Source organism: Prevotella sp. TCVGH, from assembly GCF_023522295.1.
GTDB lineage: Bacteria > Bacteroidota > Bacteroidia > Bacteroidales > Bacteroidaceae > Prevotella > Prevotella timonensis.
Genome location: NZ_QFFX01000013.1, coordinates 1 through 13872, shown reverse-complemented (window position 1 = coordinate 13872; position 13872 = coordinate 1). Strand labels below are relative to the sequence as shown.

Sequence of the window (13872 nt, the reverse complement as noted above, 5' to 3'; positions counted from 1 at the left end):
GCTCAAACTACGTCCGCACGCTGTGGTATCCAAATGAACAAAAAAAATCAAGTGCTCCTATAAGCCGGGTTCTGTCACCAAGTTCGCACTGGTGCTCCACCATTTATCTACATTGAAGGTCACCCTCCAACTCCAGCATTCTACCCTCCATTGCCACAAGCGGTCTACTGTAGCATGACGCTCCAAGTCTACCGAGTGTTCGAGCGGACAACTCTCCGTCAATGGTTTACGCGAATTTGCAACCTCCAGATGGCACAGCCTAACGATCACCCGTTAGCTGGTGGTCTCTTACACCACCTTCTCACCCTTACTCCCTGTTACCAGTGAGCGGTTATTTTCTTCTACCGACACCTACTGTCACCAATAGCTTCTACTTTCAGAAGTGGAGTGTCCTGTGTTGCCCGGACTTTCCTCTCGTATCATTCGATACCAGCGGCAGAGCCAGAGCACTTGTTTTTATGGGAGCAAAGATAACAAAAAAATTGCGAACCATAAAACAAATCCATACAATTCCATAGAACCGCTGCAACAAGTAAATTCTGTAAAAAAGAACAATGCAGTACTTAAGAGCCGTTAAGGAGCGAAACGCAAATGTTAAATTGGGATAAAGATATAAGACATTTTGGCATAATCATCGCATTAGACATTAAATTTGCAAGCAAAGAAACAAAACAAAGAGAATGGTAGCCATTGTGCTTACATTTTCTAACGAAATATTACAAAACATTTTTTAATTATAAACTACATGAAAAAGTATTCAAGTTATTTGCTCACAGCCATGTGTGTTATCGCATTAGCTTTTTCGGCTGGCTCGTTTATCAAGGTAAATGCGGCTGGCGATCAGGCTCCTATTGCAGGACAACCCGTTGATTTAACTTACGCTTCAGAAAAGGCACTGCCTGCCGTTGTGCATATTAAATATGTGCAAAATGGGAAGACCGTTGAAGTGCAACAACGCAATCCGTTCTCCGACTTCTTTGGATTCCCCTTTGGAGACATCTTTGGTGACGGTGGTTCTCAAAAACGACAAATGCAGACTCCACCGAAGAGAGCTACTGGCTCTGGCGTTATTATCTCGAGCGATGGGTACATCGTGACCAACAATCACGTTGTTGAAGGAGCAGATGAGTTGACAGTGACCTTGAGTGACAACCGAGAATTTTCGGCTCGCATCATAGGAACAGACAAAATGACAGACTTAGCACTCATCAAAATAGAAGGTAAGAACCTGCCAACTCTCGCCATCGGGAACTCGGACAACCTGAAGGTGGGCGAATGGGTCATCGCTATTGGCAACCCCTTTGGATTGAACAACACGGTGACAGCTGGTATTGTGAGTGCCAAAGCACGTTCGCTCTATGCCAACGGTGTAGAGAGCTTCATCCAGACCGACGCTGCTATTAACCAAGGAAACTCAGGAGGTGCACTCGTGAATGCACAAGGCGAGCTGGTAGGCATCAATGCCATGCTTTACTCGCAAACAGGTTCGTATGCTGGTTATGGCTTTGCTATCCCTACCAGTATTATGAGTAAGGTGGTAGAAGATTTGAAGAAATATGGCAATGTTCAGCGTGCGATGTTGGGCATTCAAGGACAAGATGTGCTCAACTACATCAACGCAGAAAAGGACAAAGGCAAGGACGTGGACTTAGGAACTAACTCTGGTGTGTATGTTGCAAAGGTAGAAGAAGATGGTGCTGGTGCTGCCGCAGGCTTGAAAGAAGGCGATGTCATTACGCATATCGATGGAAAGAGAGTGACAAAAATGGCAGAACTGCAAGAAATGATTAACAGCAAGCGTCCTGGCGACAAGATGTCGATTACTTTCTTACACCATAAAAATAAGGTAAATAAGACCGTTACCTTAAAGAATGCACAAGGAAACACCAACATTGTGAAAGTTGCTGACTTGGATGTGTTAGGCGGAAATTACCGTGAAATCACGCAGAGTCAGAAAGAACAACTGCGCATTAGCTACGGATTAGAGGTGATGAAGGTGAGCAACGGACCGCTGAAAGAGGTTGGTATCGCAAAGGGATTCGTTATTCAAGATGTGAACGACACACCGATGAAATCGTTAAGCGACTTGCAACTTGCGGTAAAGAAAGCCTCCACCAGTAAGGACCCAGTACTTTACATCAAAGGTATTTGGCCTTCAGGTAAGAGAGATTACTTCGCTGTCATGGTAAACGAGTAGTTTCACCAAAACAAAATCAGCGAATTATACGATAGATTAAATTAAACAGTACCGCTGATGTTTACACAAATAGTTTGTAAACATCAGCGGTTTTATTTTGAAGTTCAACATTCGGTGTAAGTGAAATTGACAACTCAAGAGGTTGAGCATGGCTACTCACACCACGGAGTAGGAAAAGTTTTAGGCTGGTTCTACAAATTAGCTTTGTTAGATTTTGAGCTTATTTTTGAGGTCAAAATGCAAGAGAGTGAAGGAGTGTAGCGAGCTACACGACTGAACGAACTTACATTTTGAACCAAAAAGAAGCCAAAAGATAACAAAACGTATTTCATAAAAATTGAATGACTATATGCGGTGGTAATTTATAGAACCAGCCTTTATCCAACCATAAAAGATAAAAACGATAAACTTCCCCTTATATCCTCATATCCTTTAAGATGGCAGCCATCTTCTCTTTTGTCTTAATGGTCGTCGGCACCAAAGGTAAACGCAGCACATTCTCTATCAATCCCATATCACTCAACAGGGCTTTCACACCTGCTGGGTTGCCATCTACAAACAAGAGGCTGTAGAGTTCGGTAAACATGTGGTGAATCTTGCGAGCTGGTTCGTACTCTCCTTGAAACTCAAGTCGTATCATCCGCGAGAACTCTTTTGGCAAAGCGTTACCGATGACCGATATTACACCAGCCGCACCACTGGCAATCATTGAAAAGGTAAGGGCATCATCACCACTGATAACATCAAATCTCTCGGGCTTTCCTTTGATCATTTCATCCACATGCTCCAAGCTACCCGATGCTTCTTTAATTCCAACAATGTTCTCACATTCCCACGCCAATCGAAGTGTTGTTTCCGCACTCATATTCACTCCCGTTCGTCCTGGCACGTTATACATCACGATAGGCAGCGGACTGGCTTGGGAAATGGCTTTGAAATGCTGATACAAGCCCTCTTGTGAAGGCTTATTATAATAGGGACAAATGCTCAAGATACCATCAATTCCGCTCCAATCTGTTGATTGCATCTCTGCTATCACAGCGGCGGTGTTGTTTCCTCCACAATATTTGAGTATCGGAACTTTACCTTGATTGACGTCTTTCACCAACGATGTGATGGCATCCTTTTCATCACAACTTAAACAAGGCGTTTCTCCTGTCGTTGCAAGGATACAAAGAAAGTCGGCTCCACTCTCCAATTGATATTTCACCAATCGTTCTAATGCATGATAATCCACCGCTCCACTTTGTGTAAAAGGAGTGACAACGGCAATGCCCAATCCTTTGAATTGATGATATTTCATACTGTGTTTGTCTTTAATGATATTGCAAATATAATGTTTTAATGTGATAATCAAGCAATGAAAGCACAAAAGTGTGCACTTTCCTTTTCTTTTCTGCAATGCCCGTAGTTGTTCTTTGTGAAAATGCTTTGATGGAAGGAAGCCGCTTATCGCCACACGGAGGACTCAAAATGATGATGAATGACAAGGAGCAGTCGTACACACAACCTTAAGCACTTCGGTGGTTTCATCCGTTACACGGCACCAATTAGCCGTCCGTTGATTCACTACCCACACGATGTGGTCATGGGCATCGGTCAACACCAACTGCATACGTTTGTCGAAAACCGACATCTTTCGATTGGTCATGTAGTCGCTCAACAGTTGTGAACCTTTCATGCCGAACGGCTGAAAGCGGTCTGCCGAACGGACGGGACGAAGGCACAAGGGAAAAGCGACATGGTGACTGTCGACAAAGGCACAATGGGGATCTTTGAGGTCAGCGGCACTTAAGTTGGGTTGTTCTTGCGAAATCGCCAATTGCCATTTGTCATCATAGTGGTAATTGCCTATCCGTGGCATGCTCAACACGGTCGAGGGAAATGCCGAACGGGCAGCAATGAGCAGTCGTTTGCGGTCCAACAAAAGTGCGTGTGTGGACGATTGCCATTGCTTTCCACTTTCGCCATGGAGGTTTTGCCAAATCTGTTCTACCTGCACAGAGGTGAAATGAAAGTCTTTTAACAGATACCACAAGATATATTCGTGCGTCAGCTCGGCAATAGGAAACCAACGATAACCCTCTGACGGCTGCCAACGCACCTGCTGCGACAAATAGTTGTCGAAGATGTCGGCAATGTCCGATAACCGTTGTGCCGCCTTCAAGATGTTGACTTGTGCGGCAGGATTGATTTTCTCCAATTGCGGAATGACCTGTAGTCGCATTTGATTGCGCTGCACATCGGCAACAAAATTGGTGCTATCGGTTACATAGTTTTGTTGAATGGAATGGAGGTAATCTATGATTTTCAGACGATTAACACAAAGAAGTGGACGAACAATGATTCCTTTCTTTGGTGAGATGCCCGTCAATCCATGAATCCCTGTCGACCGAACCAAATTGAGCAATATCGTTTCTACACTGTCCTCGCTGTGATGCCCCACGCACACAGCAGCAGCATGGCGAACCTGTACCATTTTTCGGAAATACGAATAGCGCAAATCTCGAGCAGCCATTTCTATGCTCACCCCGTGAGATTGGGCATAAGTCTTGGTATCGAAGTGAGTGGAATGGAAAGGTATTTGCAACTGGGCGCATAGGTCTTGACAAAACGATAAATCCCTATCCGCCTCTTCTGCACGCAGATGAAAATGGCAATGCACCGCCTCCAACCGATAACCCAAGCTCTGTAAACATCGAAGCAAGCACACACTATCTGCCCCGCCCGATAGAGCCACGAGGTAAAGCTCCTCCTTATTTAATAATGACAAGGAGGAGATGTACTGCTCGATATGTCGCTCAAAGTCGTTCACTACAGATGGTTGTGTCAATTTGAAACAAGGAGAAGGGCACGTACCCCCATTCGTCTCACTACTCTACATATAGCACCAATCCCTTGAGATACTCACCTTCAGGATGATAAATGTTCACAGGATGGTCGGCAGGTTGGTGAAGTTGGTGCAGAATCCGTACATTCCTCCCTGCCTGTGCAGCCGCTGTAAACACGGCATTACGGAAGTTGTCCTTGGTAACTACTTGCGAACAGCTGAACGTGAACAAGATGCCACCGGGCTTGATGCGTTCAAATCCTTTCAGATTGAGGCGTGTGTAACCCTTTAGGGCATTGCGCAAAGCCCCTCGATGTTTGGCAAAAGCAGGCGGATCCAACACCATTAAATCGTATTGCGCATCATGACTGTCCAAGAATTTGAAGGCATCGTCGCAAAAAGAAGCATGCCGTTCGTCATTTGGGAAATTCATTTGAATGTTCGCATTGGTTAACTCAATGGCTTTGGCACTACTGTCTACGGAGTGTACTAATTTAGCTCCGCCTCGCATGGCATACACAGAAAAACCACCAGTGTAGCAAAACATGTTAAGAACCGAGCGACCTTGCGCATATTTTTCAAGCAAGCAACGATTCTCTCGTTGGTCAATGAAAAAGCCTGTCTTCTGCCCTTTCAACCAATCCACATGAAATTTTAATCCATTTTCAAGGGCAACATCATCTTTACTGGCACCTAACAAGAACTCATTTTCTTGTCCCAAGTCGGCTTTATAAGGTAGTGTCGTTTCACTTTTGTAATACACACTTTCTATTCGGTTGCCCATGACCTGCTTTAAGGCTTCGCATATCTCATGCCGCTGTCGATGCATTCCCACGCTATGGGCTTGCATCACGGCTGTCGTGCCATAGCAGTCTATAATCAATCCCGGTAGGTTATCGCCCTCTCCATGCACCAATCGGAAGGTATTGTTATCAGAAAGGTCAGCAAGTCCAATGGCTCTCCGCATGTCGAATGCGGACTGAAGACGAGAGACCCAAAATGAGAGCGAGATTTCTGTGTCACTAAACGACAACACTCGTACCGCTATGGAGCCTATTTGGTAATGCCCCAAGGCGATGAAACGCTTGTCGTACGTGTAAACCTTCACGACTTCACCCTCTTCAATGTCATCATCTTTTTTTAGGATAGCACCCGAAAATATCCAAGGATGAAACCGATTGAGAGACTCCTCTTTACCTTTTTTCAGTTGAATTGTTTTACTAATCATTCTTTACTTCATTATTCTTAGATTCTTCCTCCACCTGCACTAACTGGTAATCCCCACTCACTTTGAGACGCATGATTTCTTCATACAGCTGAATACACGCCCAAGCATCGGTGGCAGCATATTGCTTTTGCTTTTCTGAGAGCGTTTCATTGTTCCAATTTGTGAGTCGTTGACGCTTACTAATCTTTTGCCTAAAAATGTTTGCATACAACTTTTGCAAGCTTAAATCTTTAATTCCTAAATCTCCGATAATGTCTTGTAAATCAATAAAGTTACCTTTCTTAAAGTCAGATCGCTTATGGAGAGCCAAGAGATCATCATGCCAAGATAAGCCAATCATCTTGGTTTCTGTATTTTCCAACAATCGTTTGATGGATGGAGTGATGCCTAAAATATTCAATCGGAACAGAAAACAGGTGTCATGCGTAGCCACTTGAAGCAGAGAGACCTTATAAGATTGCCCCTTTCTAAACACGGGGCGCGTCTCTGTATCAACGCCCAAAATGCTTTGCTTGAGAAGAAAATCAACCGCTTTTTCTGCCTTTTTCTCTGAGGTGATGACTATGATTCGACCCGTAAATAAAACTTGTGGAAGTTCGTGGATAGCTTCTTTGTTAAATTTACTATAAAGTATTCGCATCATAGTTCGTTATTTTTATGTTTTGCAAAAATAGAAAAAAGTTCTGAAAACATAAAGGATTCTGACATTTTTACACTATTTTTGCAATCAAATCACAGGATATAATATGGGCGTGAAAAGAAAGAAGCCAGAACGCAAGCCTAAAAATGTAGGAGAAGCTGTCGGCTTTCAAAATATATTGAGTAACGAGAAGACGGACTTCCTCTTAGGAGTTATTTTATTAGTCATTGCAATATACGTCATTATTGCAATGGTTTCTTATTTTTCTACGGGTCAAGCAGATCAGAGTATTCTTGAAGATTTGCGTCCCAGAGAATGGATGAATGCCGACCAATCCTTTGCAAATTACTGTGGAAGTATAGGGGCTATCATCGCCTACTCGCTCATCACGCTCAACTTTGGCATCCCTTCATTCCTCATCCCAGCATTTTTCATTTTGGTTGGTTTGAAGCTCATGAAAGCCTACTATGTCAATCTTTGGAAATGGTTCCTTGGATGTACCGTTGTAATGATATGGAGTTCTGTCACCTTAGCGAAGTTTGCAACTCCAATTATGGGTGACCAAGTCTTCAATCCTGGCGGCAACCACGGTGTCTTTTGTGTCCAACAATTAGAGAATTTGGTAGGTCCTCCCGGCTTAACAGCGGTGTTATTGTTAGTGGCACTCATGTTCTTAACCTACCTGAGTGCAGAAACCATAGAGGTCATCAGAAAGGCTTTGAACCCCGTGAAGTATCTGACAAGTAAGATTCCCTTTACGGTGACAAATCTTTCCCATCATAACGATGCGAAACCTGAAGCGACAGTGGAACCCGAGGAAGACGCAGAAGAGGACGTTAATCCTTCTGAAGAACCTGAAGAGGAGGCACCGTCAACAGTGGTAGACCTCACCGATGTGTCCATGCTAAACAAGCAAGAAGGTAAAAAAACGCCGAAAACATCGGCACAATCTTCGAATGCCGAGGGTGACAATGACGGCAACTTAACGGTTGAGGTGGCTACAGAAGGAGAAAAAGCGACGGGTAAAACCTTGACAGTAGAAGAGGTTTTGAAGACTCCTATCAATCCTAAAGAGCCGTTCTTGAATTACAAATATCCACAATTGGACTTGCTTAAGAAGTACAACGAAGAAGACAAACCCCAAGTGGATATGGAGGAAATAAAAGCCAACAATGCTCGCATTGTCGAAGTGCTCAACAGCTTTGGGGTCGCCATTCGTGAAATTAAGGCAACCGTAGGTCCTACTATCACCCTTTACGAAATAACACCAGCCGAAGGTGTACGTATCTCTAAGATTAGAAACCTTGAAGATGACATTGCGCTAAGCTTGGCTGCGTTGGGCATACGTATTATCGCTCCAATTCCAGGGAAGGGGACAATTGGTATTGAAGTGCCGAACAAAAAGCCTACCATTGTGTCCATGGAAAGCATCTTGAATTCCAAGAGATTCCAAGAGTCAAAGATGGAACTGCCTTTAGCCATTGGAAAAACCATTACCAATGAGGTGTTTATGGTTGATTTGGCAAAGATTCCGCACCTTTTAGTGGCTGGAGCAACAGGACAAGGTAAATCTGTGGGACTGAATGCGATCATCACCTCACTACTCTACAAGAAACATCCCAATGAGTTGAAGATTGTCCTCATCGACCCTAAGAAAGTAGAATTTAGTGTTTACTCCCGCATTACAGATCATTTTATGGCAACGGCTCCGGGGAATGATGACGAGCCTATCATCACCGATGTAACGAAGGTGGTGAGAACGTTAAATTCACTTTGCACCTTAATGGACTATCGTTACGACATGCTGAAATTAGCGGGAGCACGTAATATCAAAGAATATAACCGTAAATTTGTCAATCATCAGCTCAACTTAACCAAAGGACACGAATACATGCCTTATATCGTTGTCATCATTGATGAGTATGGCGATTTGATTATGACTGCTGGTAGAGAGATTGAAATGCCTATCACGCGTATTGCACAGTTAGCTCGTGCGGTGGGTATTCACATGATTATTGCAACACAACGTCCTACGGCAAACATCATTACGGGTAATATTAAGGCGAACTTCCCTGGCAGAATGGCATTCAAAGTAAGTGCGATGATTGATTCGAGAACCATCTTAGACAGACCGGGTGCCAACCAATTAGTGGGTCGTGGAGACTTACTCTTCTTAAATGGCAACGAACCTGTCCGTGTTCAGTGTGCGTTTGTAGACACACCAGAGATAGAAAGAATCAACGAATTTATAGAAAATCAGCCCGGTCCTGTAGAACCTTTGCAACTGCCAGAACCTGCCGTTGACGGGAAAACGGGGACTACTGGTGGAGGAAATGACATTCAGAGTCTCGACCCATTCTTTGAAGAAGCTGCCCATGCCATTGTCACTTCTAAGAGTGGCTCCACAAGTATGATTCAAAGACGCTTCTCCATAGGGTACAATCGTGCAGGAAGATTGATGGATCAGTTAGAAGCTGCAGGAATCGTAGGACCAGCACAAGGTAGTAAACCGCGCGATGTATTGGTTCAAGATGAAGCGTCTCTGAATGCTATCATCAGTAACATACATGGATAAACAACATCAACAATATGAAACAACGTAAATTACAGAATATATTTTTGAAAGCAGGAGCAGTACTTATTGCATTGGTTTTTTCCATTTCAATTCACGCTCAAAACAACCAACAAGCACGAAAAATTCTTGATAAGACAGCTGCTATCATCGGAAACAAGGCGGGTGCGAGTGCCAATTTCACCTATTCGCATCCTAAATTGGGTAAAACCAATGGCTCTATTGCCATTAAAGGCGCAAAGTTTTATGCACGTATGCCACAGGCAACGGTGTGGTTCGATGGCAAAACCCAGTGGAGCTACCTGAAGCAAACCAACGAAGTGAACATCTCCTCTCCTTCACATACGCAACAGGTTTCCATGAATCCTTATACTTTTATCTATATGTATAAATCTGGATACCAACTGTATAGCAAAACCGTGGGAAACAATTATCAGATACGAATGGTTGCTCAAAACAAGCGAAGCAGTATTTCCGAGATGTACATTTTAATCAATAAGGGTAATTACATCCCTGCACAAATCAAAATCAAGCAAGGCAATCAATGGTCTACCATTCAAGTTCGTAACTTCCGTACCAAGAACTTACCCAACAACTTGTTTGTTTTCAAATCACGAGATTTCCCTTCTGCAGAAGTGATTGATTTGAGATAAGCCAACCAGCCAACGCATCCTTCTCCATTTAAGTCAAGCCACAACATGATGAACCGAACAAAACTTTGTTTATCTGCCACAGACTTCCAACAGCGAATAGCACTCTTTAAGATGATGTGGCGGCATCGCAAACTTGCAGAAAAGCGTAGCTTGAGCTTTCAACAAAACAAAATTGCCCAAATTGTGATGTGGGTAGGAATCGTCTTTGGGCTGATTTACATGGCTTTTTTGGCTATTCTTTTCTCTCTTCTTGTACAAGGCAGCACCTCCATGACATCGTTGGAATTTATTTGTTCCATCATTCCTTTCATTCTTGCGGCTGACTTTATGTTTAGTTTAACCACCCAAGAAGCCCCTGCCCAATTAGTAAAACCCTACATACTCCTCCCCATTTCCAAATACACCTGCATAGACAACCTCATCGGTATGTCGTTCTTCAAAGCCTCAAACTTTATTTGGTACGCCTTCATCATCCCCTATTTGCTGATGTCTGTGCTGTTTAGCTTTGGAATATGGATAAGCCTTGGGATTCTTGCCTTCTACACGCTCTTGATTTATCTGAACCGACAAGTTTATGATATCACACGAATTTTGACCACAGACTCTGTATTTTGGTGGCTGTTACCTATCGGCATTTTTGCCATTTTAGCGTCACCTTGGTATATTGGAGAGAATGCGGGAATAGAGAATTTGCTTTCTGTCTATGCCACAATAGGAACGCTTATAGAAGCGAACAACCCACTCCCCTTCCTCGGTTCCATGTTACTATTGATTGCGCTCATCGTGCTGAACCGCCACATTCAATATACCCATATCACAAGCGAACTGGAAAATACAGAGAAAACCAATGCGTCTACACTTAAGAAACTCTCTTTGTTTGAAAACTATGGGGATGTAGGAACTTATTTACAACTCGAAATTCAATCGATTCTTCGTAATAAAAACCCTCGCAAAACGTTCATTGGAAGCATGTCAATTGTCATACTTTTTTCCTTATTGTTGGCTTTCACTGATGTTTATGATGGGACTTTTTACACCGACTTCTTTAGTTTTTACAACTTTGTGGTATTTGGTGCGATGTCGCTTTCACGCATTATGGACTACGAGGGCAATTACATCGACTGTCTCATGGTACAAAAAGAGAATATTCTCAGCTTACTCAAAGCCAAATATCTCTTTTATGTGGGAATGCTCATCATGCCGTTGATACTCATGCTTCCCACCCTTTTTTCAGGGAAGTTTGATGTTCTTCAAATCATTTCTTATGCGGTTTTCACGGCAGGATTTCAATACTTTTTGCTTTTTCAATTGGCTGTGTACAACAAACAGTGCATTCCACTCAACAAAAAGTTTATCAATAAGAATTACTCTCACAACAACTACCGACAGCCGCTCATCAACATCATCTGCGTAACAGTTCCTCCGTCATTCATGTCGGTGTTGCAAATCTTCCTGAACAATTTTCAGATTTATATCCTGCTCATCGTCATTGGCAGTCTTTTCGTATGCAGTAGTCCTTGGTGGTTGCGCAACATATACAACAGAATGATGCACAAGAAGTACGAATTGTTAGAGGGATTTCAAGCCTCTCGCTAACAAATTTCGGCAGCCAACCCACCCTCACTCGTCTCTTTGTACAAGGAAGGTAAATCATGACCCGTCTTTTTCATCACCCGAACCACTTTATCAAAGGACACATGGTGCTTACCATCCGAGAACGTTGCGTATAGGTTTGCATCCAATGCTCTGGTTGCCGCAAAGGCATTTCGCTCGATACAAGGGATTTGAACTAATCCACAAACAGGGTCGCATGTCATTCCCAAATGGTGTTCGAGTCCCATTTCGGCGGCATATTCTATTTGAGCAATGCTGCCCCCAAATAGTTGACAAGCTGCTGCTGATACCATCGCACAAGCCACACCAACCTCACCTTGACAACCGACATCAGCTCCTGAGATAGAAGCATTGTACTTGACAATGTTCCCAAACAAGCCTGCTGTTGCCATGGCATGCACAATTCGAGTATCACTGAAGCCGTGTCCTTTCGACAAATGGTAAAGCACAGCAGGCATCACTCCACATGATCCACATGTGGGTGCGGTCACAATGGTACCTCCCGAAGCATTCTCTTCACTCACAGCCAGCGCATAGGCATAGACCAACGCCCGTGACTGAAGTGATTTCTTGTAACCATTGGCTTTCACGAAATAACTGGCTGCCTTGCGTCTCAAGTTCAGAGGACCGGGCAAGACACCTTCATGGTTGATGCCTCTCTCCACAGCTTCTTTCATCACTTGCCACACTTCGAGCAAGTAGTCCCATATATCATCGTCTTCGCATTCATCGACATACTCCCAAAAGCTGCGCCCATTCTCCTCGCACCACGCCATAATTTCTGCCAAGGTATTCATTTCATAGACACTCTTTGTGTTGAACATGTCGTCTTTGCCCTTGCCCTCGGACAAAGCACCACCGCCCACACTATAAACAGTCCACTCTCCTATTTCTTGTTTATGCGCATCAAAAGCCTTAAACAGCATGCCATTGGGATGAAAAGGGAGGAATATTTGCGGTTTCCAAACGATATCCAAATCCTTGTGCTCGCCCAAAACACCAGCAATAGCCACATCGGTCAAGTGACCTTTCCCTGTGGCTGCCAAACTTCCATAGAGCGTAACTTCATAGCTGTCTGCCTGAGGATACTTATTCAAAAAGATTTTTGAAGCCAATTGCGGTCCCATCGTATGGCTACTCGAAGGGCCTTTTCCTATTTTGTATAGTTCTTTTAGAGATTTCATAACACTGTTATTCCTATAAAAAAAGCCTGAGATTGTTCGATAAAAAATGAACAACTCAATACGCTATACAAAGATAATGGATTTTTTTCGATACTCATTTGTATTTTCACTAAAATTTATTTATCTTCGCAAAGATAAAAGTAATTTATGGAATTAACCTTCATTATTCGGATTTTCATTGCAGGCATCTTAGGCGGTCTGATTGGGATAGAACGGGAATATCGTGCCAAAGAAGCAGGTTTTCGCACCCATTTTTTGGTAGCCCTTGGTAGTGCGCTCTTCATGGTTGTTTCACAATATGGCTTTTCTCACATTTTGGAGACCTCACCCAACGTCTCTTTAGACCCTTCACGCATTGCTTCACAGGTGGTTAGCGGTATTGGTTTTATCGGAGCAGGAACGATTATTTTCCAAAAACATGTAGTCAGAGGCCTCACCACTGCTGCGGGTTTGTGGGTTACTTCCGCCATCGGCTTGGCTACGGGTGCGGGATTGTTCACCATTTCCGTTGCCAGCACGGTTTTGGTGCTTATCTGTTTGGAGGTTCTGAACTACACGATACAGCATTTTGGAACACGCCATATCAGTTTTTCCTTTATCTCACCAGACAAAGCACATATTGATGAAATTCTTTTAAGATTAAAAAACGAAAAGGCTGTTCTACATTCATACCGTGTAAAACTTGAAAGTTTTCAAGCCAAAGAGGCTTACCATGTCAGCATGGAAATGGTGATGAAGCGAAGTAAGTTTGACAACGGTTTTATTGATTTCATCTCTGAATTTGACGGGGTGACCGTTGAAAATATAGAATAACAAATCTTCAGATTTGTTACTCGCAATCACCTATAAAATGAAGTTATTGACTTAACGCTACTAACTGTCTTATACTGAAATAGCTTGACATATTATTAACCTCATAAAAAGTAAAATAATATGACAAAAGAACTTAAAAGA

The 13872-nt window shown here is 43.2% G+C and carries 10 protein-coding genes and 1 other RNA gene; 5 read left to right on the top strand and 6 right to left on the bottom strand.

From position 1 onward, the window contains the following. Nucleotides 1–44 precede the first annotated feature (44 nt). An RNA gene (rnpB, locus tag DEM91_RS03875) (RNase P RNA component class A) lies at nt 45–453 on the bottom strand. Nucleotides 454–745: 292 nt separating this feature from the next. Between rnpB and DEM91_RS03870 the strand changes: the two genes are divergently transcribed. Beyond that, nucleotides 746–2197 (top strand): Do family serine endopeptidase, encoded by a 1452-nt coding sequence (locus tag DEM91_RS03870; RefSeq protein ID WP_249858065.1) that lies wholly within the window; start codon nt 746–748, stop codon nt 2195–2197. 415 nt (nt 2198–2612) lie between these two features. Here DEM91_RS03870 and dapA read toward each other — a convergent pair whose 3' ends face one another. The 4 genes from dapA to DEM91_RS03850 form a co-directional block, all read right to left on the bottom strand. After that, nucleotides 2613–3500 (bottom strand): 4-hydroxy-tetrahydrodipicolinate synthase, encoded by an 888-nt coding sequence (gene dapA, locus DEM91_RS03865; protein ID WP_249858064.1) that lies wholly within the window; start codon nt 3498–3500, stop codon nt 2613–2615. Nucleotides 3501–3665: 165 nt separating this feature from the next. Then, entirely contained in the window at nt 3666–5030 is a 1365-nt protein-coding gene (gene tilS, locus DEM91_RS03860) for a tRNA lysidine(34) synthetase TilS (RefSeq protein WP_249858063.1), read from the bottom strand. Nucleotides 5031–5070: 40 nt separating this feature from the next. After that, nucleotides 5071–6255 (bottom strand): class I SAM-dependent rRNA methyltransferase, encoded by a 1185-nt coding sequence (locus DEM91_RS03855; protein ID WP_275975243.1) that lies wholly within the window; start codon nt 6253–6255, stop codon nt 5071–5073. Then, complete coding sequence (locus tag DEM91_RS03850; RefSeq protein ID WP_036927251.1) at nt 6248–6898, bottom strand: 3'-5' exonuclease; 651 nt, start codon at nt 6896–6898, stop codon at nt 6248–6250. Before DEM91_RS03850 ends, DEM91_RS03855 begins: the two co-directional genes overlap by 8 nt. 109 nt (nt 6899–7007) lie before the next feature. On the opposite strand from DEM91_RS03850, the gene DEM91_RS03845 reads away from it, so the two are divergent. Genes DEM91_RS03845 through DEM91_RS03835 form a run of 3 tightly spaced genes read left to right on the top strand, consistent with a single transcriptional unit; the run spans nt 7008 to nt 11716 of the window. Continuing rightward, nucleotides 7008–9470 (top strand): FtsK/SpoIIIE family DNA translocase, encoded by a 2463-nt coding sequence (locus DEM91_RS03845; RefSeq protein ID WP_249858095.1) that lies wholly within the window; start codon nt 7008–7010, stop codon nt 9468–9470. A 14-nt stretch (nt 9471–9484) separates the two neighbouring features. Continuing rightward, on the top strand, nt 9485–10120 hold the full coding sequence (locus DEM91_RS03840) for a LolA-like putative outer membrane lipoprotein chaperone (RefSeq protein ID WP_249858062.1): 636 nt from the start codon (nt 9485–9487) through the stop codon (nt 10118–10120). A gap of 45 nt (nt 10121–10165) precedes the next feature. Beyond that, the gene (locus tag DEM91_RS03835; protein ID WP_249858061.1) at nt 10166–11716 is read left to right on the top strand and encodes a DUF5687 family protein; all 1551 of its coding nucleotides are present in this window, start codon (nt 10166–10168) and stop codon (nt 11714–11716) included. Here the strand turns inward: DEM91_RS03835 and DEM91_RS03830 are convergent. Further along, entirely contained in the window at nt 11713–12918 is a 1206-nt protein-coding gene (locus DEM91_RS03830; protein WP_249858060.1) for an L-serine ammonia-lyase, read from the bottom strand. The genes DEM91_RS03835 and DEM91_RS03830 overlap by 4 nt on opposite strands. Before the next feature lie 147 nt (nt 12919–13065). Between DEM91_RS03830 and DEM91_RS03825 the strand changes: the two genes are divergently transcribed. Beyond that, nucleotides 13066–13731 carry an MgtC/SapB family protein gene (locus DEM91_RS03825; protein WP_249858059.1) on the top strand — a complete coding sequence of 222 codons (666 nt, stop codon included), beginning with the start codon at nt 13066–13068 and terminating at the stop codon, nt 13729–13731. Nucleotides 13732–13872: the final 141 nt, after the last annotated feature.